This is a genomic window from Streptomyces sp. CNS606 (genome assembly GCF_000426325.1).
The window spans coordinates 1-23641 of sequence record NZ_AUFD01000014.1 but is presented as its reverse complement, the minus strand read 5'-3'; the positions used below and the strand labels follow the sequence as shown (position 1 = coordinate 23641).

General features: G+C 73.2%; 24 protein-coding genes, 3 tRNA genes and 1 pseudogene. 5 read left to right on the top strand and 23 right to left on the bottom strand.

All coding sequences use genetic code 11. The features are described 5' to 3' along the window. Window positions 1–79: 79 nt before the first annotated feature. The 8 genes from rnc to K304_RS0111380 form a co-directional block, all read right to left on the bottom strand. Window positions 80–874: a ribonuclease III gene (rnc, locus tag K304_RS0111415; RefSeq protein ID WP_027763851.1), complete on the bottom strand. Its 795-nt coding sequence runs from the start codon at window positions 872–874 to the stop codon at window positions 80–82. 19 nt (window positions 875–893) lie between these two features. Continuing rightward, on the bottom strand, window positions 894–1067 hold the full coding sequence (gene rpmF, locus K304_RS0111410) for a 50S ribosomal protein L32 (protein WP_023527756.1): 174 nt from the start codon (window positions 1065–1067) through the stop codon (window positions 894–896). 2 nt (window positions 1068–1069) lie between these two features. Beyond that, window positions 1070–1705: a DUF177 domain-containing protein gene (locus K304_RS0111405; RefSeq protein ID WP_027763850.1), complete on the bottom strand. Its 636-nt coding sequence runs from the start codon at window positions 1703–1705 to the stop codon at window positions 1070–1072. 172 nt (window positions 1706–1877) lie between these two features. Beyond that, window positions 1878–3098, bottom strand: coding sequence for a F0F1 ATP synthase subunit B (locus K304_RS28530; RefSeq protein WP_486591637.1), 1221 nt, complete (start codon window positions 3096–3098; stop codon window positions 1878–1880). 39 nt (window positions 3099–3137) lie between these two features. Then, complete coding sequence (gene coaD, locus K304_RS0111395) at window positions 3138–3647, bottom strand: pantetheine-phosphate adenylyltransferase (RefSeq protein WP_027763849.1); 510 nt, start codon at window positions 3645–3647, stop codon at window positions 3138–3140. After that, window positions 3641–4240, bottom strand: coding sequence for a 16S rRNA (guanine(966)-N(2))-methyltransferase RsmD (gene rsmD, locus K304_RS0111390; RefSeq protein WP_027763848.1), 600 nt, complete (start codon window positions 4238–4240; stop codon window positions 3641–3643). Before rsmD ends, coaD begins: the two co-directional genes overlap by 7 nt. A gap of 112 nt (window positions 4241–4352) precedes the next feature. Beyond that, the gene (gene recG, locus K304_RS0111385) at window positions 4353–6629 is read right to left on the bottom strand and encodes an ATP-dependent DNA helicase RecG (RefSeq protein ID WP_027763847.1); all 2277 of its coding nucleotides are present in this window, start codon (window positions 6627–6629) and stop codon (window positions 4353–4355) included. Window positions 6630–6684: 55 nt separating this feature from the next. Then, the gene (locus K304_RS0111380) at window positions 6685–8358 is read right to left on the bottom strand and encodes a DAK2 domain-containing protein (RefSeq protein WP_027763846.1); all 1674 of its coding nucleotides are present in this window, start codon (window positions 8356–8358) and stop codon (window positions 6685–6687) included. A 299-nt stretch (window positions 8359–8657) separates the two neighbouring features. On the opposite strand from K304_RS0111380, the gene rpmB reads away from it, so the two are divergent. After that, entirely contained in the window at window positions 8658–8843 is a 186-nt protein-coding gene (gene rpmB, locus K304_RS0111375; protein WP_027763845.1) for a 50S ribosomal protein L28, read from the top strand. A 147-nt stretch (window positions 8844–8990) separates the two neighbouring features. Here the strand turns inward: rpmB and thiD are convergent, their stop codons facing one another. Further along, the gene (thiD, locus tag K304_RS0111370; protein WP_027763844.1) at window positions 8991–9800 is read right to left on the bottom strand and encodes a bifunctional hydroxymethylpyrimidine kinase/phosphomethylpyrimidine kinase; all 810 of its coding nucleotides are present in this window, start codon (window positions 9798–9800) and stop codon (window positions 8991–8993) included. A 32-nt stretch (window positions 9801–9832) separates the two neighbouring features. After that, the gene (locus K304_RS0111365) at window positions 9833–10828 is read right to left on the bottom strand and encodes a thiamine-phosphate kinase (protein ID WP_051308316.1); all 996 of its coding nucleotides are present in this window, start codon (window positions 10826–10828) and stop codon (window positions 9833–9835) included. Window positions 10829–11034: 206 nt separating this feature from the next. Between K304_RS0111365 and K304_RS0111360 the strand changes: the two genes are divergently transcribed. Both K304_RS0111360 and K304_RS28525 read left to right on the top strand, forming a co-directional pair. After that, window positions 11035–11268 carry an Lrp/AsnC family transcriptional regulator gene (locus tag K304_RS0111360; protein WP_027763842.1) on the top strand — a complete coding sequence of 78 codons (234 nt, stop codon included), beginning with the start codon at window positions 11035–11037 and terminating at the stop codon, window positions 11266–11268. A 20-nt stretch (window positions 11269–11288) separates the two neighbouring features. Continuing rightward, complete coding sequence (locus K304_RS28525; protein WP_486591636.1) at window positions 11289–11834, top strand: DUF3515 domain-containing protein; 546 nt, start codon at window positions 11289–11291, stop codon at window positions 11832–11834. 78 nt (window positions 11835–11912) lie between these two features. Here the strand turns inward: K304_RS28525 and K304_RS0111350 are convergent, their stop codons facing one another. From K304_RS0111350 to K304_RS0111340, 3 genes are read right to left on the bottom strand one after another with little or no spacing between them, the layout of a single operon-like run. Further along, window positions 11913–13082, bottom strand: coding sequence for a D-alanine--D-alanine ligase family protein (locus K304_RS0111350; RefSeq protein WP_027763841.1), 1170 nt, complete (start codon window positions 13080–13082; stop codon window positions 11913–11915). Between the two features lie 39 nt (window positions 13083–13121). Beyond that, the gene (locus tag K304_RS0111345) at window positions 13122–14123 is read right to left on the bottom strand and encodes an NAD(P)H-dependent glycerol-3-phosphate dehydrogenase (RefSeq protein WP_027763840.1); all 1002 of its coding nucleotides are present in this window, start codon (window positions 14121–14123) and stop codon (window positions 13122–13124) included. Then, the gene (locus K304_RS0111340) at window positions 14120–14983 is read right to left on the bottom strand and encodes a lysophospholipid acyltransferase family protein (protein WP_027763839.1); all 864 of its coding nucleotides are present in this window, start codon (window positions 14981–14983) and stop codon (window positions 14120–14122) included. Before K304_RS0111340 ends, K304_RS0111345 begins: the two co-directional genes overlap by 4 nt. Window positions 14984–15174: 191 nt before the next feature. On the opposite strand from K304_RS0111340, the pseudogene cofC reads away from it, so the two are divergent. Beyond that, window positions 15175–15849 (top strand): annotated as a pseudogene (gene cofC, locus K304_RS28520) (2-phospho-L-lactate guanylyltransferase); the annotation flags it as partial. A 322-nt stretch (window positions 15850–16171) separates the two neighbouring features. Here cofC and K304_RS0111330 read toward each other — a convergent pair. From K304_RS0111330 to leuC, 4 genes are all read right to left on the bottom strand, one after another. Further along, complete coding sequence (locus K304_RS0111330; protein ID WP_027763838.1) at window positions 16172–16825, bottom strand: HU family DNA-binding protein; 654 nt, start codon at window positions 16823–16825, stop codon at window positions 16172–16174. Between the two features lie 127 nt (window positions 16826–16952). Beyond that, window positions 16953–17243 carry an SCO5555 family protein gene (locus K304_RS28515; RefSeq protein ID WP_051308312.1) on the bottom strand — a complete coding sequence of 97 codons (291 nt, stop codon included), beginning with the start codon at window positions 17241–17243 and terminating at the stop codon, window positions 16953–16955. Between the two features lie 131 nt (window positions 17244–17374). Next, window positions 17375–17968 carry a 3-isopropylmalate dehydratase small subunit gene (leuD, locus tag K304_RS0111320; RefSeq protein WP_027763837.1) on the bottom strand — a complete coding sequence of 198 codons (594 nt, stop codon included), beginning with the start codon at window positions 17966–17968 and terminating at the stop codon, window positions 17375–17377. Window positions 17969–17971: 3 nt separating this feature from the next. Continuing rightward, window positions 17972–19396, bottom strand: a complete 1425-nt coding sequence (gene leuC, locus K304_RS0111315; protein WP_027763836.1) for a 3-isopropylmalate dehydratase large subunit — start codon at window positions 19394–19396, stop codon at window positions 17972–17974. A gap of 159 nt (window positions 19397–19555) precedes the next feature. Between leuC and ndgR the strand changes: the two genes are divergently transcribed. Continuing rightward, window positions 19556–20290 (top strand): IclR family transcriptional regulator NdgR, encoded by a 735-nt coding sequence (gene ndgR, locus K304_RS0111310; RefSeq protein WP_027763835.1) that lies wholly within the window; start codon window positions 19556–19558, stop codon window positions 20288–20290. Window positions 20291–20386: 96 nt separating this feature from the next. Here ndgR and K304_RS0111305 read toward each other — a convergent pair. From K304_RS0111305 to K304_RS0111275, 6 genes are all read right to left on the bottom strand, one after another. Beyond that, a tRNA-Glu gene (locus tag K304_RS0111305) sits at window positions 20387–20459 on the bottom strand. 28 nt (window positions 20460–20487) lie between these two features. Then, window positions 20488–20560 (bottom strand) — tRNA-Glu (locus K304_RS0111300). Between the two features lie 37 nt (window positions 20561–20597). Then, a tRNA-Gln gene (locus tag K304_RS0111290) sits at window positions 20598–20669 on the bottom strand. A gap of 211 nt (window positions 20670–20880) precedes the next feature. Next, window positions 20881–22401 carry a glutamate--tRNA ligase gene (gene gltX / locus K304_RS0111285; RefSeq protein ID WP_027763834.1) on the bottom strand — a complete coding sequence of 507 codons (1521 nt, stop codon included), beginning with the start codon at window positions 22399–22401 and terminating at the stop codon, window positions 20881–20883. Next, the gene (locus K304_RS0111280) at window positions 22394–23161 is read right to left on the bottom strand and encodes a fumarylacetoacetate hydrolase family protein (RefSeq protein WP_027763833.1); all 768 of its coding nucleotides are present in this window, start codon (window positions 23159–23161) and stop codon (window positions 22394–22396) included. Before K304_RS0111280 ends, gltX begins: the two co-directional genes overlap by 8 nt. 125 nt (window positions 23162–23286) lie before the next feature. Then, window positions 23287–23641 (bottom strand): ATP/GTP-binding protein (locus K304_RS0111275; protein WP_027763832.1); only part of this gene is annotated, 355 nt, incomplete at its 5' end.

Below are 23641 nucleotides of genomic sequence, written 5' to 3'. Positions count from 1 at the left end.
TACGGCCCGGACGCCCGCCCCGGAAGCGCCGGGCGGGTCCGCGGGAACAGGCCCGCCCGGCGCCACCGGGCGTGTGCGGTCAGGAAGCCGGGGGCGGTTCGGGAGCCGGCGTGGCGGCGGAACCGTCCGCGGCCGACTGGGCCGCGGCGTGGATGGCGCGGTACGCCGCCTCCGCGGCCTGCTGCTCCGCTTCCTTCTTGCTGCGGCCGGTGCCGGTGCCGTACGCGACACCACCGACGCGGGCGGCAGCCGTGAAGGTCTTCTCGTGGTCGGGCCCGGTCTCGGTGACCGCGTACTCCGGGACGCCGAGCGCCTCGGCGGCGGTCAGCTCCTGGAGGCTGGTCTTCCAGTCCAACCCGGCACCGAGTCCGGCCGACTTCTCGATCAGCGGGTCGAAGAGCCGGTGCACCAGCGCGGACGCCGCCTCCAGGCCCTGGTCGAGGTAGACGGCACCGATGACCGCTTCGAGGGTGTCGGCCAGGATGGACGCCTTGTCGCGTCCGCCCGTGCCCTCCTCGCCGCGTCCGAGCCGTACGAAGGAGCCGAGTTCGAGGCCGCGGGCGACGTCCGCGAGGGCGCGGGAGTTGACCACGGCGGCGCGCAGCTTCGCGAGCTGCCCTTCGGGCAGGTCGGGGTGCGTCCGGTAGAGGGTGTCGGTGACCACGAGGCCGAGGACGGAGTCGCCGAGGAACTCCAGTCGCTCGTTGGTGGGCAGCCCGCCGTTCTCGTACGCGTACGAGCGGTGTGTCAGCGCACGCACCAGAAGGGCGGACTCGAGTCGGTACCCGAGCCGCCCTTCCAGAAGCGTGAGGGACGAGGCCGCGTCCACCAGGTCCGCCGGGGCCGCCTCGGGCGGCGTCGTGGCGTCTGACATGGAGCGTGTCACCCGCCGATCAGACCTCGAGAACCTGACGCTTGTTGTAGGTGCCGCAGCTCGGGCACGCGATGTGCTGCTGCTTCGGCTCCTGGCAGCGCTCGCACTTCACCAGGGTCGGGACCGCAGCCTTCCACTGCGACCGGCGGTGGCGCGTGTTGCTGCGCGACATCTTCCGCTTCGGAACAGCCACGGCTACTTCTCCTGCTTCTCGTCGGCGCCCGGTGCGGCGCCGTTCTGATCGTCCTTCTCGCCGTCCCGGATGGTCTCGGCGAGTCCCTGCAGTGCCGCCCAACGGATGTCGACGGCGTCGTCGTGCCCGTGGTCCGGCTCGTCCGCGAGCCGCGCCCCGCAGTCGGGACACAGGCCCGGACAGTCGTCCTGGCACACCGGCTGCAGCGGCAGCGACAGCACCACCGCGTCCCGCAGCACGGGCTCGAGGTCGAAAAGATCGCCCTCGAGGAAGAGCGTGTCCTCCTCCTCGGCGTCGTCGCCGGTCTCCGCACTTCCGCGGCTCCGGTCGTCGGCGTCGGGGTAGGAGAACATCTCCTGGAAGTCCGCCTCGGCCTCCTGCTCCAGCGGCTCCAGACACCTTACGCACTCCCCCCGCAGCGGCGCATGTGCGGTGCCTGTGACGAGCACCCCTTCCATGACCGACTCCAGGCGGAGATCGAGCTCCACGGCCGTACCCTGCGGTACCCCGAGGAACTCCACCCCCATGTCCGCGGGGGCGGGGACCGAGCGGGACAGGCGCTTCATCGCACCGGGCCGCCTGCCCAGCTCGCGTGTGTCGAACACGAGCGGGTCACGGTGGTCGAGCGGGGCGTTCAGAGCTTCCTGCCTTCTACGGGGTGGGCTGGTGCCGTCCGGGGCCGGCCACGGCCCGCGGTGCGGACGCCGTCCGGGCAGCCCGCAGCGCGGGCGCAGGTACGGCCGAACAGACAGGATACGGCACGGGCCGCCCCGTACCCAATTCGGGACGGGCGGACCTCGCCTGGCCGGGTCAGCCGCGGCCGTCGCCGCCCGGGCCGTACGGGCCGGGGTCGTAGGACTGGCGGTAGCCCTGCGGATACCCCTGGTCGCCCTGGTACGTGCCGTCGCCCCGGTACGCGGGGTCCTGCTCCTGGCCGTACTGCGGCGGGTAGCCCGCGTCCTGCTGGTACGGGCCGGCGGCGTACTGCTGCTCGTAGCGGGCGACCTGGTCCAGGTCGATCATCCCGGTGTCGAAGAAGCTGGTCTCGTCCAGCGCCGCGGCAGGCTGTCCGCCGTACTGCTGCGCGCCGTAGCCGGGCTGCTGCGCGCCGTAGTACGGGTCCTGCGGGTAGCCGGCGCCCTGCCCGGCGTCGTAGTAGGCACCCTGGCCGTACGGGTCCTGCGCTGCCGCGGCCGGCTGGGCGTACGGATCGGCCGGCTGCTGCGGGACGGCTCCGGGCGGGACCGTTCCCGGCGGCATCGCGTCCGGCACCTGCGGCGGCACGGCGGCCGCCGGGGACGCCTGCGCCGGCACGTCCGCCAGACCGGCGAGGTAGTCCGCGTCGCTGGTGTGCGGCGCCTGTTCTCCGCCCAGGTCCTGCGCGGCCAGGTGGGCGCCGAGTTCGTCGACCGGGCGGTGCCCCAGAAGCTTCTGCCGCCCGCGGCCGACCGCCTCCAGCGTCTTGGTCAGCACGGCCGCGACGGAACCGAGGCGGGCGTCCACGTACTCGTCGGCGCGGTGCCGCAGCTCCTCCGGGTCGGCGGTGCGCTCCGGCGCGTCGTCGTCGGCGTCGTCGTAAGCGCCCTGCGCGCCGCCGAGCAGCTTCTCCCGGCCCCGCTCGACGGAGCCGATGGTCTTGCTCAGCACGACCTCGAAGTTGGCGAGCTTGCTGTCGACGTAGTCGTCGGCCTCCGCGCGGATCTCCTCCGCCTCGCTCCGGGCCTCGGCGAGGATGCGGTCGGACTCCTGCTGCGCCTGCCGGGCGATCTCGGTGCCGGCGACCAGCGAGCCGCGTTCGGCGCGGGCGCCCTCGATGATGCGCTGCGCCTCCTGCTGCGCCTCGGCGACCATCTGCTCCCGGCCGCCGAGCAGTTCCTGCGCCTGCGCGAGGGAGCCGGGCAGCGCCGCCCGCACCTCTTCGAGCATGGCGAGCAGTTCGGCCCGGTTCACCACGCAGGAAGCCGACATGGGCATCGACCGGGCACCGTCGACGGTGGCCACGATCTCGTCGAGTCTCTGCTGTACGTCCACGGGTGTGACTGTACGGCCCGGGAGCCCGCAGGGGCGACGCTACTTCCGGGAGAGCCGGTCGTTCAGCGCGGTCAGCACCTGCGGCGGCACCAGGTGCGAGACGTCCCCGCCCCAGGCGGCGACCTCCTTGACCAGGCTGGAGGAGAGGAACGAGTAGGTGGGGTTGGTCGGCACGAAGAGCGTCTCGACGCCGGACAGGCCGTTGTTCATCTGCGCCATCTGGAGTTCGTAGTCGAAGTCGCTGACGGCGCGCAGCCCCTTGACGATGGCCGGGATGTCGCGCTGCTTGCAGTAGTCGACCAGCAGGCCGTGGAAGGCCTCGACCTCCACGTTGCCGTAGTCGGCGGTGACCTGGCGGATGAGGTCGATGCGCTCGTCGACGGTGAAGACGCCCTGCTTCGACTTGTTGATCATCACCGTGACGTGCACCACGTCGTACAGCTTCGAGGCCCGGCCGATGATGTCGAGGTGCCCATTGGTGATCGGGTCGTACGACCCCGGACAGACGGCGCGGCGCACTGGCGTCTCCTCGCTCTCGGAACTCAGCATGACTGGGGAGCAACCTCCCGTGCGGCGGCGCGACCGTACCAGAGCGTGCCCTCGCCGTAGCGACGGGACCGCAGCCCGGTGTACCCCTCCGGCCAGCCGAAAACGCCGCCCCGGGTGCTCCGTTCCACCGTGGCGAGAGCGTCCTCGGTCAGCCAGCCCCGGGCACGGAGTGTGAGGAGGATCTCGCGCAGGTCGTCGTCGGACACGGCGTAGGGCGGGTCGAGGAAGACCAGCCCGTACGGCTCCTCCGGCCCGGGCCCGGCGAGGATCTGCTCGGCGCGGGCCGCACGCACCTGAGCGCCGCGCAGCCCGAGCGCCCGCACGTTCTCCCGGATCGTGCGCGCCGCGCGCGCGTCCGACTCGACCAGCAGGACGTGGGACGCGCCACGCGAGAGCGCCTCCAGGCCGACCGCGCCCGAGCCGCCGTACAGGTCCAGCACGCGCAGGCCGCGCCAGGCGGCCGGACCGCCGAGCTGGGCCTCCCAGCTGGAGAACATGCCCTCCCTGGCCCGGTCGGACGTGGGGCGGGTGCCGGTACCCGGCGGCACCGCCAGCCGTCTGCCGCCGGCGACGCCGGCGATCACGCGGGTCATGGGCTCGAGTCCTCCGTGCGGTGCGGTGCGGTCGTGCCGGCCGCGCGGGCGCCGCGTGCGCGGCCCCGCGGGCACGGTCCACGATATGGCGTGGCCGCCCGGCGGCACCGCCTCACCCCTTGTCCAGGTAGTCGGCCCGCTCCTTGTCCAGCAGGGCGTCCAGCGCGGTGCGCAGCTCCGGGTGGGCCGCCAGTTCCGGGTCCCCGGCGACCAGGGCGGTGGCCTCCCGGCGGGCGTCGGCGATGACGTCCTCGTCGTCGATGACCGCGAGCATCCGCAGCGACGAGCGCACCCCGGACTGCGCCTGCCCCAGCACGTCGCCCTCGCGACGCTGTTCGAGGTCGATGCGGGAGAGCGCGAAGCCGTCGGTGGTGCTCGCGACCGCCTCCAGCCGGGTGCGGGCGGGCGAGACCTCGTGCGCCTCGGTGACCAGCAGGCAGAGTCCGGCCGCCGCTCCGCGGCCGACCCGGCCGCGGAGCTGGTGGAGCTGGGAGACGCCGAACCGGTCGGCGTCCATGATCACCATGACGGTGGCGTTGGGGACGTTGACGCCGACCTCGATGACGGTGGTCGCCACCAGCACGTCCACCTCGCCGTCGGCGAAGGCGCGCATCACCCCGTCCTTGGCGTCCGGCTGCATGCGGCCGTGCAGCGCGGCGACGCGGAGCCCGGACAGCGGCCCGGAACCGAGCTGTTCGACCAGGTCGAGGACGGCGAGCGGCGGCCGGCGTTCGCCGTCGGCTTCCGCAGAGGCGCCCCCGGAGGGGTCTGCGGAGGCGTCCGGGGAAGAGCCGTCCTCCGCGGCGTCGCTGCCGGTCTTCTCCCGTGCGCCGGCGGCCGGTTCGTCCTCGTCCCCGATCCGCGGGCACACCACGTACGCCTGGTGCCCCGCCTCGGCCTCCTCCCGTACGCGCTCCCACGTTCGGGCGAGGAAGTGCGGCTTGTCGGCGGCGGGCACCAGGTGGCTGGCGATGGGCGAACGCCCCGCGGGCAGCTGGTCCAGCACGGACGTCTCCAGGTCGCCGAAGACGGTCATGGCCACCGTGCGCGGGATCGGCGTCGCGGTCATCACCAGCAGGTGCGGCGGCTGCTTGCCCTTGGAGCGCAGCGCGTCGCGCTGCTCCACCCCGAAGCGGTGCTGCTCGTCGACGACCACCAGACCCAGGTCGTGGAACTGCACCTTGTCCTCGATCAGGGCATGGGTGCCGATGACGATCCCGGCCTCGCCGGTGGCGAGTTCCAGCAGCGCGCGACGGCGGGCCGCGGTGCCCATCGAGCCGGTGAGCAGCACGACCTTGGTGCCGTGCTCGGCGCCGCCGAGCATGCCGCCCTCGGCGAGTTCGCCCATCATCTCGGTGATCGACCGGTGGTGCTGCTGGGCGAGGACCTCGGTCGGGGCGAGCAGGGCGGCCTGGCCGCCGGCGTCCACGGCGGTGAGCATCGCGCGCAGCGCGACCAGGGTCTTGCCGGAGCCGACCTCGCCCTGGAGGAGGCGGTGCATGGGGTGTTCGCCGGCGAGGTCGTCCAGAATCTCGCGGCTGACCTGCTGCTGCCCTTCGGTGAGGGTGAACGGCAGGCGGGCGTCGAAGGCGTGCAGCAGCCCGTCCCGGGCCGGACGGCGTGGCACGGCGGGCAGGTGCGACTCGGCGAGCCGGCGCCGCGCGAGCACGGTCTGGAGGACGAACGCCTCGTCCCATTTCAGCCGCGCCCGCGCGTCGTGGAGGTCGGCCCGCGTGTGCGGCCGGTGCACCTTGCGGAAGGCCTCGGGAAGCGGGATCAGCCGGCGCGCGTCGCGGAGCGGGGCGGGCAGCGGATCGGTGAGGGCGGACCAGCCGGTGGCCTCCATGGACGTCAGCACGGTGTCCACGGCCTGCTCGATCTTCCAGGACGAGAGCTGGGCGCACGCCGGGTAGAGCGGCAGCAGCGCACTCGCGAACCGTTCCACGGTCTCGCGGTCGTCGCCGTCGTCGTCGAGCAGCTTGAACTCGGGATGGGAGAGCTGGAGCTTCCTGTTGAAGACGCCCACCTTTCCGGCGAACATGCCGCGGCGGCCGGGAAGCAGCTTCTGCTTGGCGGCGAACACCGCGCGGCCGAAGAAGACGAGCTGGAGGCGGCCGCTGCCGTCGGTGAGGTTGACCTCCAGGCGCTGGCCGCGGCCGCGGTTGAAGGAGTGCACGCGGGCGTCGGCGATGCGGGCCACGACGGTGACGTGCTCGTCGAGCGGCAGGTCGGCGAGCCTGGTGAGTTCGCCGCGCTCCGCGTACCGGCGCGGGTAGTGGTGCAGCAGGTCGCCGACCGTGTGCAGGTCGAGGTGGTCGGCCATCACCTTCGCGGTGTTGCCGCCGAGGGCCTTCTTCAGGGGTTCGTCGAGCGAGGGCACGTGCTCCATTGCACACCATGACGGTGACAGTGCGGCGTACGCCGCCGCCCGGAGCCCGCCCGGGTCACTCCACGCCGACGAGCAGCGGGCCGGCGCCCGCACGGCCCTCGTAGACGACCGTGTCCACGCCCAGGTGGCCGCGGCGCACCTGCGCCTCCAGGCGCGCGGCGAGCCCGTCCGGGGCGTGCGGGCCGACGACCAGGGTGACCATCTCGCCGCCCGCGGCGAGCATGCGTTCCAGCACGTCGGAGGCGGTGCGGGCGATGTCGTCACCGATCACCGCGACGTCGCCCTCGACCAGGCCCAGGACGTCCCCGGCCTGGCAGACGCCGGCCGTGGTCCACGCCTCGCGCGCGGCCACCGCCACCTCGCCGTAGCGGGTGGCGCCGGCCGCGGACGTCATGGCGACGACGTCCTCGTCGAACCGCGCGCCGGGGTCGTGCACGGCGAGGGCGGCGATGCCCTGGACGGCGGCGCGGGTGGGGACGACGGCGACGCGCACGCCGTGGGGGCGCGCGCGTTCGGCGGCGCGTACGGCGGTGGCGTGCAGCTCCGGGTCGTTGGGGAGCAGCACGATCTCCCGTGCTCCGCAGCCGCGTACGGCCGCGGTCAGGGTGTCCTCGTCGGCGCCGCCGCCGGCCGGTGCGCGGACGACGCAGGCGCCGGCCTCCTCGCACAGCCCGGCCAGGCCCTCGCCGCGGACGACGGCGACCACGGCGCGGGTCCGCTCCGGCGGCGGCTCCCCCGCGCAGTCCGGCGTCGCCCCGGCCGCGTGCCGGTCCGGCGCGGAGGCGAGGTGGGTGATGCGGACGCGGTGCGGCCGCCCGGCGGCGATCCCGGCCTCCACGGCGGCGCCCGCGTCGTCCACGTGCACGTGCACGTTCCACAGGCCCTCGCCGCCGATGACGACGAGGGAGTCTCCGAGGGCGTCGAGAGCGCCGCGCAGGCGGTGCACCGCGTTCTCGTCGGCGTCCAGCAGGTACATCACCTCGAAAGCGGGAGAGGGCTGCTCTTCTCCGTCTGCGCGCGGGGCGTGCCGGGGCTCCGGGACCGGACGGCGGGGGGTGTCCGGTGCGGCGGGCGGCCGAGCCGGTTCCGGCGGGTCGGGCTCCTCGCCGGAGAGGGTCGCGGCGAGGGCGTCCAGGACGACCAGCAGGCCGCGCCCCCCGGCGTCGACGACTCCGGCGCGGGCCAGTACGGCGAGCTGGCCGGGAGTGGCGGCCAGGGCCGTCCGCGCGCCGTCACGGGCGGCTCGGGCGACGGCCGCGCCGTCGTTTCCCGGGGTGGCCGCGGCGGCGTCGGCGGCGGCGCGGGCCACCGACAGCATGGTGCCCTCGACGGGATGGGCGACCGCCTCGTACGCGGCGTCGGCGGCCCGGCGCAGGCCGCGCCGGAGCAGGTCACCGCCGGAGGGCTCCCCTCCGCCGTCGGGGTCGGCGTAGGCCTCGGCCATGCCGCGCATCAGCTGGGCCAGGATGGTGCCGGAGTTGCCGCAGGCGCCGAGCAGGGCGCCGTGGGCGGCCGTCCGCATCGCCTCGGCGACGGTGCGGCACTCGGCCCCCGGCGCGCGCAGCGCGCGGTCCGCGGCGGCGAGGGTGAGGCAGAGGTTGCTCCCGGTGTCGCCGTCGGCGACGGGGAAGACGTTGATGGTGTCGATGTCCTCGCGGCCGCGCCGGAGCGCGTCCAGGGCGCGGGTGCACCAGTGCCGTACCGCTGCGGGATCGAGCGTGGACGGCACGGGGCGGCCTCCTCGGGAGGGGGGACGGGACGGGCGCCATGCTAGGACCTGTCCGGCGCGTGGGGCGCGCGCCGCCGCCTCGCGCGCACCGCCGCCTCGGGTGCACCGGCCCCTCGCCTGCACCCCTCCCGCTCCGGAGGGAGCGGAGCCGGTTTCACTGTTCGCGCGGGACCGTTGTATGCTGCTCCGGTTGCCCGATGTGGTCGGGCGCGAACTCTTCCCGGGCCCCGCCGGTCAGGCTCCTGCACCAGCGACGCCGGGATTCACCGTAAGCGCATCTGAAGTCTTTGGAGTGACCCGTGGCTGCCAACTGCGACGTCTGCGGCAAGGGGCCGGGCTTCGGCAACAACATCTCCCACTCGCACCGCCGTACGCCGCGTCGCTGGACCCCGAACATCCAGCGCGTGCGTGCCGTGGTCGGCGGGACGCCGAAGCGCCTCAACGCCTGCACCTCGTGCATCAAGGCCGGCAAGGTCTCGCGCTGACGTCAGCGCGGCCACCTGCTGGTTGCTGCGAAGCCGGTCCGCCTCGAGGGCGGGCCGGCTTTCTCGTGTGCGCGGAACGTACGCGCCCGTGTGCGCGGAACGTGCGGGAGGCACGCGCCCCGGGCCCGGGGCGTCGCCGGCCGGAGCTCAGCGGCGGGTGCGCCAGCCGTGGTCGACGGGACCGATGCCGCCGCCCAGCGCGAAGCCTGCAGCGATCGCCCCGGTGACGTAGTCCTTGGCGGCGGCGGCCGCGTCCGGCACCGTACGGCCCTTCGCCAGTTCCGCGGCCAGCGCGCTCGCCAGGGTGCAGCCGGTGCCGTGCGTGTGGCGGTTGTCGTGCCGGGGGGCGCGCAGCCAGTGTTCCTCCGCGCCGTCGGTGAGCAGGTCGACGGCGTCCCCGCGAAGATGCCCGCCCTTGATCAGCGCCCAGCGCGGTCCGTGGGCGAGGACCGCCTCGGCGGCCTTCCGCAGGTCGTCCTCCTCCCGCACCCGCACACCGGTGAGCTGCGCCACCTCGTCCAGGTTGGGCGTGGCGACGGTCGCGGCCGGGAGCAGCGCGTCGCGCACGGCGTCCAGGGCGTCGGACGCGAGCAGCGCGTCGCCGTGCTTGGAGACCCCCACCGGGTCCACCACGACGGGGACCGTGACCTCGGCGAGCAGGCCGGCCACCGTCCGCACCAGTGTGGCGGAGGACAGCATGCCGGTCTTCACCGCCCGCACTCCGATGTCGTCCACGACGCTGCGGAACTGGGCGCGGACCGCCTCCTCGGGCAGGTCCCAGGCGCCCTGGACGCCCAGCGAGTTCTGCGCGGTGACGGCGGTGAGCACGCTCATGCCGTGGGTGCCCAGTGCCAGCATGGTCTTCAGGTCCGCCTGGATGCCGGCGCCGCCCCCGGAGTCGGACCCGGCGACGGTCAGCACGCAGGGCGGCGCGGCTGCGGACGGTGGCGTGGTCATGGCTGCGAATGTACCGGCCCGGCCGCAGCGGCTCAGTCCTGGCCCGGGCCGAAGTGGTCCCAGCCGCCGGCCCGGTCCCACGGCGCACCGTCGACGGTCACCTGCGGCGTGCCCGCGGGGCGAAGCACCTCGCCGATCACCCGCCAGCGGGCCGGGAGTTTGCGGTCGCGCGGGAAGGTGGCCACGATCGCGTGGTCCTCTCCCCCGGTGAGCACCCACTGCAGCGGGTCGACGCCGACCGCCTGGCCGATGTCCGACATCTGGAGCGGCACGTCCAGTTGCCGGGACCGTACGTCGATCCGCACGCGGCTCGCGACGGCTATGTGGCCCAGGTCCGCGATCAGCCCGTCGCTGACGTCGGTCATCGCGGTGGCGCCGAGCCCGGCGGCGGCCGGCCCCGCGTGGTACGGCGGCTCCGGACGGCGGTGGGCCTCGACGAACGCACGCGGCGAACGGAAGCCGCGGGACAGTACGGCGTGCCCGGCCGCCGACCAGCCGAGCCAGCCGGTCACGGCGACCACGTCGCCGGCGCGGGCGCCGGAGCGGGTGACGGGCGCCTTGTCCCGGAGGTCGCCGAGCGCGGTGATGGCCACGGTGATGACGTCGCCGCGGGTCACGTCCCCGCCGACCACCGCAGCTGCGGCGACGCGGGCCTCGTCGCGGATGCCGTCCATCAGCTCCGTCGGCCAGTTCACCGGCAGTTCGGCCGGCACGACGAGGCCCAGCAGCAACGCGGTGGGCACCGCGCCCATCGCCGCGACGTCCGCCAGGTTCTGAGCTGCGGCCTTGCGCCCCACGTCGTACGCTGTGGACCAGTCGCGGCGGAAGTGCCGCCCCTCGAGCAGGATGTCGGTGGTCGCCACCACCCGCCGGTCGGGAGCCGCCACCACCGCCGCGTCGTCGCCGGGTCCCAGGTGCACGGACGGTGTGGTGTCCAGGCGGGACGTCAGCTCCCGGATGAGTCCGAACTCGCCGAGTTCGGCCACGGTGCTGGGGTGGTGGGGGTTTCCCCCCGGAGAACTCAGCATGCCTCTGCCCCTTCACGTTCCGCACGCGCTGCGCGCGCTCCACGGTCCTCGTCCACCGGGCGGCCCGCACGCGCCGGCCGGCCCGCGCCGGCACCCCCGTGGGTCTCCCGGCACCGGCGGCGGCGCGGTACCGTAACCTCCCTCTTCCCCACCATGATCCCCGAAACGACCGGCGAACCGGTCGCCGCAGCCGCCCTGGAGGTCCCGTGGTACAGGCGTACATCCTCATCCAGACCGAGGTCGGCAAGGCGTCCACCGTCGCCGAGGTCGTCGCCGGGATAGAGGGCGTGATCCAGGCGGAGGACGTGACCGGCCCGTACGACGTCATCGTGCGTGCGCAGGCCGACACGGTCGACGATCTCGGGCGCCTGGTGGTGGCGAAGGTGCAGCGCGTGGAGGGGATCACCCGCACCCTGACCTGCCCGGTCGTTCATCTCTAGCTCCCCCGTATGCTCGCGCGGTGAGTTCCGCATCGTCCCTGTCGTCCGCCTCGTCGGCCTCGTACCGCCGTCGCGCAGCCCGCCGGTTCCTCCCTGTGTACGGGCGGCTGCTGCTCGCGTTCGCCCTGTGCGGGGCCGTGGCGGGCTGCTCCACGGACGACGCCGGCCCTGCCGTCCCGGCCCCGTCCGGCGAGGCCGCCGAGGCGTGCCGGGCGCTGCACGCGGCACTGCCGGAACGGGTCGCCGGGCTGGAGCGCGGGGAGGCCCGGAAGAGCTCCCCGTACACGGCCACGTGGGGCGACCCGGCGGTCGAGCTGCGGTGCGGAGTGGCGGAGCCCGAAGTGCTCAGGCCCGGGAGTGAACACTACAACCCCACCTCCGACGCGGCGGAGGTGAACGGCGTCTCCTGGCTTCTGGAGGAGCAGGACGAGGGATACCGCTTCACGACGACGGAGCGGGCGCCGCGTGTGGAGGTGACCGTTCCGGCCGCGTACGCACCGGAGATCGGCGTGCTGACCGGCCTCGCGGACGCCGTGCGCTCCGCCGTCCCCCGCCAGGCCTCCTGACCTCCCGGGTCTCGGACCTGCCCGACGGGGCGCGCCCGCACGCCCGGCGCGCGCCGGGCGTGCGGGCGCGCGCGGCGGTCAGCGCAGGCCGGTGGGGCGGCGGAGCGCGGCCTGGAGGAGACGGTCGACGAGCTCCGGGTAGCCGATGCCGGCCTCCTGCCACATCCGCGGGTACATGGAGATCGGCGTGAACCCCGGCATCGTGTTGATTTCGTTGATCACGAACTCGCCGTCCTCACAGAGGAAGAAGTCGGCGCGGACCAGGCCCTCGCAGGAGACGGCCTCGAACGCGGCGACGGCCAGCTCCCGGACGCGCGCGGTCTGCTCCTCGGTGAGCGGCGCCGGGACGATGCCCGTCGCGGAGTCGATGTACTTGGCCTCGAAGTCGTAGAAGTCGTGCGCCGAGACCGGCGGGATCTCCGCCGGGACGCTGGCGCGCGGACCGTCCTCGAACTCCAGCACTCCGCACTCGATCTCGCGGCCGCGCAGCAGCGACTCGACGATGATCTTCGGGTCGTGACGGCGGGCCTCTTCGACCGCGTCGTCGAGACCGGCGAGGTCGTCGACCTTGCTGATGCCCATGGAGGAGCCGGCGCGGGCCGGCTTCACGAAGACCGGCCAGCCGTGCTCACCCGCGAAGTCGACGATCTTCTTGCGCGCGGCGGCCGCGTCGGACTCCCACTCGCGGGGGCGGATCGCGACGTACGGGCCGACGGGGAGCCCGAAGGAGGTGAAGACCCGCTTCATGTACTCCTTGTCCATGCCGACCGCGGAGGCCAGCACGCCCGCGCCGACGTAGGGCACACCGGAGAGTTCCAGCAGTCCCTGAAGGGTGCCGTCCTCGCCGTACGGGCCGTGCAGGACGGGGAAGACGACGTCGACCTCGCCCAGCGCCTTGGGCACCTGGCCGGGCTCGGAGAGGACGACCTCGCGGCTCCCCGCGTCCACCGGCAGCACGACGCCCGCGTCGGACTCGGCGAGCTCGGCGACGGCGGGCAGCCGGCGGTCGGCGATGGCCATCCGCTCGGGGTCGTCGCTGGTGAGCGCCCACCGTCCGTCGGCGGTGACGCCGATGGGGAGCACCTCGTACTTCTCGCGGTCGATGGCGCGCAGGACCGCGCCCGCCGTGAGGACGGAGACGCCGTGCTCGGAGCTACGGCCGCCGAAGACGACGGCGACGCGGGGCTTGTCGCCGGCGGCCTTCGACACGCCGGCGCTGGGGCTGGTGCTGGGGGTCTCGCTGCTCATATCGCGTCGACTTTACCGTCTGGGAGGGCTCGTGGACCCTCACACACCCTCGGCCTTCGCGCTGCGCGACATGAGTTCCTTGAGGGCGACCAGCGGCGGCGTGCCCTTGTGCACGATGCTCACCACCGTCTCGGTGATCGGCATGTCGACGCCGTGCCGCCCGGCGAGATCCAGCACGGACTGGCAGGACTTGACGCCCTCCGCGGTCTGCTTCGTCGCGGCGACGGCTTCCTCCAGGGTCATGCCGCGGCCCAGGTTGGTGCCGAAGGTGTGGTTGCGGGAGAGCGGGGAGGAGCAGGTGGCGACGAGGTCGCCCATGCCCGCCAGGCCGGCGAAGGTGTGCGCGTCGGCGCCCATGACGAGCCCGAGGCGGGTGGTCTCGGCGAGGCCGCGCGTGATGAGCGAGCCTTTCGCGTTGTCGCCCAGCCCCATGCCGTCGGCGATGCCCACGGCGAGGCCGATCACGTTCTTCACGGCGCCGCCGAGTTCGCAGCCGACGACGTCGGTGTTGGTGTAGGGCCGGAAGTACGGGGTGTGGCAGGCGGCCTGGAGCCTGCGGGCCACGGACTCGTCGCGGCAGGCGACGACGGAGGCGGCGGGCTGCCGGGCGGCGATCTCCTTGGCGAGGTTGGGGCCGCTGAGCACGGCCACCCGGTCGTCGCCGGCGCCGGTGATCTCGGCGATGACCTCGCTCATCCGCTTGGCGGTGCCGAGTTCGACGCCCTTCATCAGGGAGACCAGCACGGTCTCCGGATGCAGCAGGGGCGCCCAGCGGCCGAGGTTCTCGCGGAGGGTCTGGGAGGGCACGGCGAGGACGGTGAACTCGGCGTCGCGGGCGGCCTCGGCCGGGTCGGTGGTGGCGGTGACCGCGGCCGGCAGTTCGACGCCGGGCAGGTAGTCGGGGTTGGTGCGGGTGGTGTTCACGGCCTCGGCGAGGTCCGGGCGGCGGCCCCACAGGGTCACCTCGCAGCCCGCGTCGGCGAGCACCATGCCGAACGCGGTGCCCCAGGAACCGGTTCCGTAGACGGCGACGCGGCTCACGCGTTCCTCCCCTCCTCGGCGCGCGGGGCCCGAGGCGACGCGGCCTGCTGCGGCTGCGCCGCGGACGGCTCCGGGCCGGACCCTTCGCCGGCGCGCAGCCCGGCGTCCTGCTGCGGTCGGGTGCGTACGGCACGGGTGGTGCGTGCGGAGACGGCCTTGCGGTGGTCGTAGCGTTCGGCCGGCGGCTTCTCGCCGCGGATGTCGGCGAGCTCCGCGGCGACGGCGTCCATCAGGGTGTCGGTGACGGCCCGCAGGATCTCCGCCGTCGGTTCCCGGCCGTGGAACGCGGAGAGGTCGACGGGCGGACCGGCCTGCACGGTCAGGGTCTTGCGGGGGAAGAGACGGAGCCGCTTCTTCCGGGCGTACGGCGGCATGACGTGGTTGGCGCCCCACTGGGCCACCGGGATCACCGGGGCCCGGGTCAGCAGCGCGACGCGGGCGGCACCGGTCTTGCCGGTCATCGGCCACAGGTCGGGGTCGCGGGTGAGCGTCCCCTCGGGGTAGAAGGCGACGCATTCGCCCTCGTCGATGGCCTCCACGGCCGCCTTGAAGGCCCCCACCGCGTCCGCGGACTCCCGGTACACCGGAATCTGGCCGAGGCGGCGCATGAAGCCGCCCATGGGACCGCCCTTGAAGAGGGAGTTCTTGGCCAGGAAGCGCGGGACGCGCCCGGTGTTGTACTGGTAGTGCGCGTAGGAGAGAGGGTCGAGATAGGAGTTGTGATTGACCACGGCGATGAATCCGCCGTCGGCCGGAATGTGCTCCATTCCTCGCCAGTCCCGCTTGAACAGCACCAGTAGCGGCGGTTTCACCAAAACCGCGGCTAGGCGGTACCAGAAGCCGATTTTGCGGCGGGACACCGGGACACCATCTCCTCTTGGCCGATCGGGACAGCCGCCCAAGTGTGGTGCCGCCGTACGCACTCTGTCGAGCGGATAGCTGTCGTGCACACCGTAACCCCGCGGTCCTCGGGCCGGGACGGGCCCGGGGGAGGTCACGGGCCCGGAGGGCGGCGGGGGAGGCACCGGGGGCGCGGAGGAGAATGGGCGGGATGAACGGCGACGTGGTGGGGGCGGGCGGCACCGGATGGCGTCTGGTGATGCCGTTGAAACCGCTGGCACGGGCCAAGAGCAGGCTCGGCGCGACGGCCGGCGACGCGGCACGGCCCGGCCTCGCCCTGGCCTTCGCCCAGGACACCGTGAGCGCGGCGCTGGCCTGCCCGGAGGTGCGCGGTGTGGTGGTCGTCACGGACGACCCGCGCGCGGCGGCGGAACTGGCCGCGCTGGGCGCGGACACGGTGCCGGACGCCCCGGGGCGCGGCCTCAACGCGGCGCTGGCCCACGGCGCGCAGGCGGTGCGGACCGGCCCAGGGGGAGCGGAGGCCCCGGTGGCCGCACTGGGCGCCGACCTGCCCGCGCTGCGCCCGGAGGAGCTGGGCCGGGTGCTGGCCGCGGCCGCGGCGCATCCGCGGGCGTTCGTGGCGGACGCCGCGGGCGTGGGGACGACGCTGCTCGCCGCGCGGCCCGGCAGCCCGCTCGCACCGGCGTTCGGGGGCCCGTCCCGGAGGCGTCATCTGGCGTCGGGGGCCGTGGAACTGGACGCCGCGGCGCTGGACGGCCGGGAGGTGGCCAGCGTACGGCGGGACGTGGACACGGCGGAGGACCTGCGGGTGGCGCTGCGGCTCGGGGTGGGGCGGCACACCGCCGCGCGGACCGGGCCGGCGGCGCGTACGCTACCGGCCATGCAGGCCACCTCGTACACCTACGACCCCGGGACCAGAACCGGCAGCGTGCTGCTGGACGACGGCACGCCGCTGCCGTTCGACGCGGCGGCCTTCGACGCCGGCGGGCTGCGGCTGCTGCGGCCCGGCCAGCGGGTGCGCATCGAGGTCGAGGGCGAAGCCGACGCGCGCCGGATCGTCCTGGTGACGCTGCAGACCCTCTGAGAGCCGTCGGGCGGGGCCCGGGTCCCGGGGAACGCCCGCGGGCCGGGCTCCCCCGAGGGAGCCCGGCCCGGCGCGGAGACGTTCCTGCTGCCCGGGTGCGCGGTCAGCGCCTGCGGGCGGTGGTCTTCTTCGCGGTCGTCTTGCGGGCCGAGGTCTTGCGGGCGGGGGCCTTCTTGGCGACGCTCCGCTTGGCCGGGGCCTTCTTGGCGGTGGCCTTCTTGCCGGTGGTCTTCTTCGCCGCCGACTTCTTGGCCGTGGACTTGGCGGCCGTCTTGCGCGCGGTGGTCTTGCGCGCGGTCGCCTTCTTCGCGGTGGTCTTCTTGGCCGGGGCCTTCTTCGCCGCGGCCTTCCGCGCGGTGGCCTTCTTGGCGGTGGCCTTCTTCGCCGCCGCCTTCTTGGTGGCGGCCTTCTTGGTGGAAGTGCCACCGGAGAGGCTGCCCTTCGGCGCCTTCTTCACGGCCACGTCGTTCTTGGGGAGCTTCTTGGCCCCGCTGACCAGGTCCTTGAAGCCCTGGCCCGCCCGGAAACGGGGTACCGAGGTCTTCTTGACCCGGACCCGCTCGCCGGTCTGCGGGTTGCGGGCGTATCGCGCCGGGCGGTCGACCTTCTCGAAGGAGCCGAACCCCGTCACCGACACTCGGTCGCCCGCGACCACTGCGCGGACGATCGCGTCCAGGACGACATCGACCGCGTCCGCGGCCTGCTGGCGTCCACCGAGCTGATCCTGAATTGCTTCAACGAGCTGCGCCTTGTTCACGTCTTCCCCTTCAACCAGACGGTGCCGGAACTATCGGGTCCAAGCTTTTTCGCACGGTAGGCAGATATATACCGCAAATCAAACGCGAAACGGGCGAATCACCCTTGTGCCGCAATGAAGTCGACCGTCAGGAAGGCCCGTCGGAGCCCGCCGCACCGGTTTCACCGCGGCGTTGCCCGTCGCCCACTCCGCCTCGCTCGGCCGGGAACCGCCCCTCGTCGATGTCCGTCATGAGCCGCGCCAGACGCCGCTCGGCGTCCGCCGGATCGTGTTTGGAGGCCGCCGTGACGACGAGCAGCTTCCGCGTCAGCGCCACCCGTACGCCCTCCGGGACTTGCAGGGTGCGTACGCGTGTGTGCGCCTCCTTCAGGCGGGCGGCGAGTCGGTCGTAGAGCTCGAGTTGACCGTCGCTGTCCATGTTCCGATTGTGCCACCTGAGGTGAGTTGTCACCTTGCGGGGACCCAACACGGCGACGCGCCCCCCGCCTGCGGAACAGTGTCCTGCGGGCGGGGGGCGCGTGGGCGGCCGTCCGCCCTCGCCGGGAGCCGTCAGGCGGCCTGGGTCCGGGGCTTGAAGGCCGGGCGGCGGCTCTCGTAGGCGGCGATGGCGGTCTCGTTCTGGAGGGTGAGGCTGATGTCGTCCAGCCCTTCCAGGAGCCGCCAGCGCGCGTTCTCGTCGAGCTCGAAGTCGGCGTCGACCCCCTCGGCCAGGACCTTGCGCCGCTGCAGGTCGACGGTCACCGGGGCCTGCGGGTCGCGCTCCGCCAGCTGCCACAGCCGCTCCACGGTCTCCTGCGGGAGCACGACCGTGAGCAGGCCGTTCTTGAGCGAGTTGCCGCGGAAGATGTCGGCGAAGCGGGAGGAGACGACGGCCTTGAACCCGTGGTTCTGGAGCGCCCAGACGGCATGCTCGCGGGAGGAGCCGGTGCCGAAGTCGGGACCCGCGACGAGCACGGTGCCGCCTGCGTACCGCGGCTGGTTGAGGACGAAGTCCGGGTCCTTGCGCCAGGCCTCGAACAGCCCGTCCTCGAAGCCGTCCCGGGTGACCTTCTTCAGCCAGTGGGCGGGGATGATCTGGTCGGTGTCGACGTTGCTGCGGCGCAGCGGTACGGCCCGGCCGGTGTGGGTGGTGAAGGCTTCCATGGCTCAGGCCTCCTGGAGTGCGGGGACGTCGGCGAGGTCGGCGGGCGAGGCGAGGCGGCCCAGCACCGCGGTGGCGGCGGCGACCTGCGGCGAGACCAGGTGGGTGCGACCGCCCTTGCCCTGCCTGCCCTCGAAGTTGCGGTTGGAGGTGGACGCGGCGCGCTCCCCCGGTTCGAGCTGGTCGGGGTTCATGCCGAGGCACATCGAACAGCCGGCGTGCCGCCATTCGGCACCGGCGGCGGTGAAGACCTTGTCCAGGCCCTCCGCCACGGCCTGGAGGGAGACCCGCACCGAGCCGGGCACCACCAGCATCGTGACGTCGTCGGCGACCCGGTGCCCCTCCAGTACGGCGGCGGCGGCGCGCAGGTCCTCGATGCGGCCGTTGGTGCAGGAGCCCACGAACACGGTGTCGACGGGGATCTCGCGCAGCGGCTGCCCGGCGGACAGGCCCATGTACTCCAGCGCCTTCTGGGCGGCGTACCGGTCGCTGTCGTCGGCGAACGACGCCGGGTCGGGCACGGACGCGGAGAGCGGGGCGCCCTGTCCCGGGTTGGTGCCCCAGGTGACGAAGGGGGCCAGCTGGGAGGCGTCCAGGACGACCTCGTGGTCGAAGGCCGCGTCGTCGTCGGTGCGCAGCGTCCGCCAGTACTCCACCGCGGCGTCCCAGTCGGCGCCCTGCGGGGCGTGGTCGCGGCCCTTCAGGTAGGCGAAGGTGGTCTCGTCCGGGGCGATCATGCCGGCGCGGGCGCCCGCCTCGATGGACATGTTGCAGATGGTCATCCGGGCTTCCATCGAGAGCTTCTCGATGGCCTCGCCCCGGTACTCGATGACGTAGCCCTGGCCACCGCCGGTGCCGATGCGGGCGATGACGGCGAGGATCAGGTCCTTGGCGGTGACGTCCTCGGGCAGTTCACCCCGCACCGTGACCGCCATCGTCCGGAACGGGGCCAGCGGCAGGGTCTGGGTGGCGAGCACGTGCTCGACCTGGCTGGTGCCGATACCGAAGGCCAGCGCGCCGAACGCGCCGTGCGTGGCGGTGTGGCTGTCGCCGCACACCACGGTGGTGCCGGGCTGGGTCAGTCCCAGCTGCGGTCCCACCACGTGGACGATGCCCTGCTCGACGTCGCCCAGCGGGTGCAGCCGGACGCCGAAGTCCGCGCAGTTCTTGCGCAGGGTCTCCAGCTGGGTGCGGGAGACGGGGTCGGCGATGGGCTTGTCGATGTCGAGCGTGGGGGTGTTGTGGTCCTCGGTGGCGAGGGTGAGGTCGGTCCGGCGCACGGGGCGGCCGGCCTTGCGCAGCCCGTCGAAGGCCTGCGGGCTGGTCACCTCGTGGAGCAGGTGGAGATCGATGAAGAGGAGGTCGGGTTCGCCCTCCGCACGCCGGACGACATGGTCGTCCCAGACCTTCTCCGCGAGTGTCCGTGCCATCGCTTTCCCTCCGTGACCGGCAGCGCCGCCGGGCACATGTCGTTGCCCTTCGCCTCCCGTACGCGCCCCGGGGGGCGCGTGGCGACTCTCACTCCAGACTGGAGGGTCCGGGAGGAAATTGAACTTGCGTTTCATACTCTGAGACGTGAGTATCGACGCATGGACAACAGTAGCGGCGCCACGAGCGGAGTGGGCGTTCTCGACAAGGCGGCTCTGGTGCTCAGCGCACTGGAGTCCGGGCCGGCGACCCTCGCCGGGCTGGTCGGGTCGACCGGGCTGGCACGCCCGACGGCCCACCGGCTCGCGGTGGCGCTGGAGCACCACCGCATGGTGGCGCGGGACATGCAGGGCCGGTTCATCCTGGGCCCGCGGCTGGGCGAGCTGGCCGCCGCGGCCGGCGAGGACCGGCTGCTCGCCTCGGCCGGCCCGGTGCTCACACACCTGCGGGACATCACCGGGGAGAGCGCGCAGTTGTACCGGCGCCAGGGCGACATGCGGATCTGCGTAGCGGCGGCCGAGCGGCTGTCCGGCCTGCGGGACACCGTCCCGGTCGGGTCGACGCTGCCGATGAAGGCCGGGTCGGCGGCGCAGATCCTCATGGCCTGGGAGGAACCGGAGCGGTTGCACCGAGGGCTCCAGGGGGCCCGTTTCACGGCGACGGCCCTGTCCGGCGTACGGCGGCGCGGCTGGGCGCAGTCGATCGGCGAACGGGAACCGGGAGTGGCGTCGGTGTCCGCGCCGGTGCGCGGCCCGTCGAACCGCGTGGTCGCGGCGGTGTCCGTGTCCGGGCCGATCGAGCGGCTGACGCGGCACCCGGGGCGTATGCACGCGCAGGCGATCGTGGACGCGGCGGCGCGGCTGAGCGAGTCGCTGCGGCGCAGCGGCGGAAGCTGAGGCCTCGCGGCCGGCCCCCGGGGCCGGCCGCGGAACGCGAAGAAGCCCTCCCGGGGGGAGGGCTTCTTCGGTGAGCGGGAGGTCTTCGCGACCGTGTACCCCCGACCGGATTCGAACCGGCGCTACCGCCTTGAGAGGGCGGCGTGCTAGGCCGCTACACAACGGGGGCTTACCGCTGATCCTCCGAAGAGGATCCGTACCCCCGACCGGATTCGAACCGGCGCTACCGCCTTGAGAGGGCGGCGTGCTAGGCCGCTACACAACGGGGGCATCGATCTGCGAGGAGCTGCTGCTCTGCGAGATCGCGCTGGGCTACCAGGACTCGAACCTAGACTAACTGAACCAGAATCAGTCGTGCTGCCAATTACACCATAGCCCACCAAAACGCAACCCCTGGGGGGATTGTGTTCGGGTGGCCGCCTCGCGGTGGTCCGGCCTTCCGGCCCGCCCCGTTCGGCGACAGGAAGAACATTACCCGATCGACGACCGTGCTCCAAAACGGGTTCCCCGTCGGCCACGGGCCCGTACGCCGGTGAGGGCCGGAGACGTCCTGACGACGTCTCCGGCGCTCACCGGGCCGGGCACGGGTCTCAGCCCTCGGGCTGGGCGGCGAGTTGGGCCAGTGCGGCGTCGACCCGGGCAAGCGTGCGCTCGCGACCGAGCACCTCCAGCGACTCGAACAGCGGCAGGCCGACGGTGCGTCCGGTGACGGCCACGCGCAGCGGCGCCTGCGCCTTGCCGAGCTTGAGACCGTGGGCCTCGCCGGCGGCCAGCACGGCCTCCTTGAGCGGGTCGGCGGCCCAGGAGGGGCCGTCCAGCTCCGCCAGGCGCGAGTGGATGGACCGCAGCACGTCCGCGGCCCCCGGCTTCATCGCCTTCTGCCAGGACTTCTCGTCCCGCACCGGCTCCTCGAGGAAGAGGAAGTCGACGTTCTGGGTGATTTCCGAGAGGACCGTCAGCCGGGTCTGGGCCAGCGGCGCCAGCGCGGCGAACGCCTCCTGGTCGAACGCCTCGGGCTTCCAGGGCGCGAACGGGTCGCGCAGCCAGGGCGCGCAGGCGGCGGCGAAGTCGGCGGCCGGCATCTCCCGGATGTGGGTCGCGTTGATGGCCTCGCACTTCTTCAGGTCGAAGCGCGCCGGATTGGCGTTGACGTCCGCCACGTCGAACGCCGCCACCATCTCCTCCAGGGTGAAGACGTCCCGGTCCTCGGCGATCGACCAGCCCAGCAGCGAGAGGTAGTTGAGCAGACCGGCGGGCAGGAAGCCGCGCTCGCGGTAGAGATTGAGCGAGGACTGCGGGTCCCGCTTGGAGAGCTTCTTGTTGCCCTCCCCCATCACGTACGGCAGGTGACCGAACGCCGGTACGGTGCCGCCGCCCACGCCGACCTCGGCGAGCGCCCGGTACAGCGCGATCTGGCGCGGCGTGGAGGACAGCAGGTCCTCGCCGCGCAACACGTGCGTGATCTCCATCAGCGCGTCGTCGACCGGGTTGACCAGCGTGTACAGCGGGGCGCCGTTGGCGCGCACGATGCCGTAGTCGGTGACGTTCTCCGGCTGGAAGGTCAGTTCGCCGCGCACCAGGTCGGTGAAGGTGATCGGCGTGTCCGGCATCCGGAAGCGGACGATCGACGCGCGGCCGGCCTCCTCGTACTCGGCAACCTGCTCGGCCGGCAGGTCGCGGCACAGACCGTCGTAGCCGGACGGACGGCCCTCGGCCCGCGCCAGCTCGCGGCGCGTCTCCAGCTCCTCGGCGGTGCAGTAGCAGCGATAGGCGTGACCGGCGTCGAGCAGCTTCCCGGCCACGTCCCGGTAGAGGTCCATGCGCTGCGACTGGCGGTACGGGCCGTGCGGGCCGACCTCCGCGCCGGAGGCGCCGTCGAAGGCCGCCGGGCCCTCGTCCCAGTCCAGGCCGAGCCAGCGCATGGCGTCCAGCAGCTGTTCGTAGGACTCCTCCGAGTCGCGGGCGGCGTCCGTGTCCTCGATACGGAAGACCAGCGTGCCGCCGTGGTGCCGGGCGAAGGCCCAGTTGAACAGCGCGGTGCGGACGAGCCCGACGTGCGGGTTGCCGGTCGGCGAGGGACAGAATCGGACGCGTACGTTTGCGTCAGCCACGGTTGACAACCTTGTTGGTGAGAGTGCCGATGCCTTCGATGGTGACGGCGACCTCGTCGCCGGGGTGGAGGGGGCCGACCCCTGCCGGGGTGCCCGTGAGGACGACGTCGCCCGGGAGCAGCGTCATGGCCTCGGTGATGTGCACGATCAGGTCCTCCACCGGGCGGACCATCTCGCTGGTGCGGCCCAGCTGGCGCTGCTCGCCGTTGACCGTGCACTGCACGGCCAGGTCGGCGGGGTCCAGCTCCGTCTCGATCCAGGGTCCGAGCGGGCAGGAGGTGTCGAAGCCCTTCGCCCGCGCCCACTGGCTCTCCGCGCGCTGCGCGTCACGGGCGGTGACGTCGTTGGCACAGGTGTAGCCGAGGATCACGTCACGCGCGCGCTCGCGGGGCACGTCCTTGCACATGCGGCCGATCACCACGGCGAGCTCCGCCTCGTGGTGCACCTCGGACGAGAAGCCGGGGTAGACGACGGGATCTCCGGGCCCGGCGACGGAGGTCGAGGGCTTGAAGAAGACGACCGGCACGTCCGGGACGTCGTTGCCCAGCTCCCTGGCATGCTCCGCGTAGTTGCGGCCGATGGCCACGACCTTGTTCGGAAGCACCGGGGAGAGCAGGCGGACCTGTTCGGCGCCGAGGGGGAGTTTGTGGCCCGAGCGCTCGAAGTCGGCGAAGGGGTGGCCCTTGATGATCTCGAGTTCGTCGCCCTCGACGACGCCGAAGGCGACGTTGCCGTCGAGGGAGAAGCGGGCGATGCGCACGGGGATTTCCTTGGGGCTCGGCGTCTGCGGGTGCGCCCCTCAGCCTATTGCACGCCTCCGCGGACGCCGGACGGGCTCGGCCCTGCCGGAGCCCGTCCGGTGTCCGCGGGGATCGGTGGGTTCGCTCAGCGGAGCCGGGCCATCAGCGCGTGCTCGACCAGGGTGATCAGCGCACTCTTGGCGTCGGCGCGGTGCCGGGCGTCGGTGGTGATGATCGGCGCGTCCGGGCCGATCTGCAGCGCCTCCCGCACCTCCTCCGGTGTGTACGGCTGATGACCTTCGAAGCCGTTGAGCGCGATCACGAACGGCAGACCGCTGTTCTCGAAGTAGTCCACGGCCGGGAAGCAGTCCGCCAGCCGGCGGGTGTCCACCAGCACCACGGCACCGATCGCACCGCGCACCAGGTCGTCCCACATGAACCAGAACCGGTCCTGACCCGGCGTACCGAACAGGTACAGGATCAGGTCCTGGTCCAGGGTG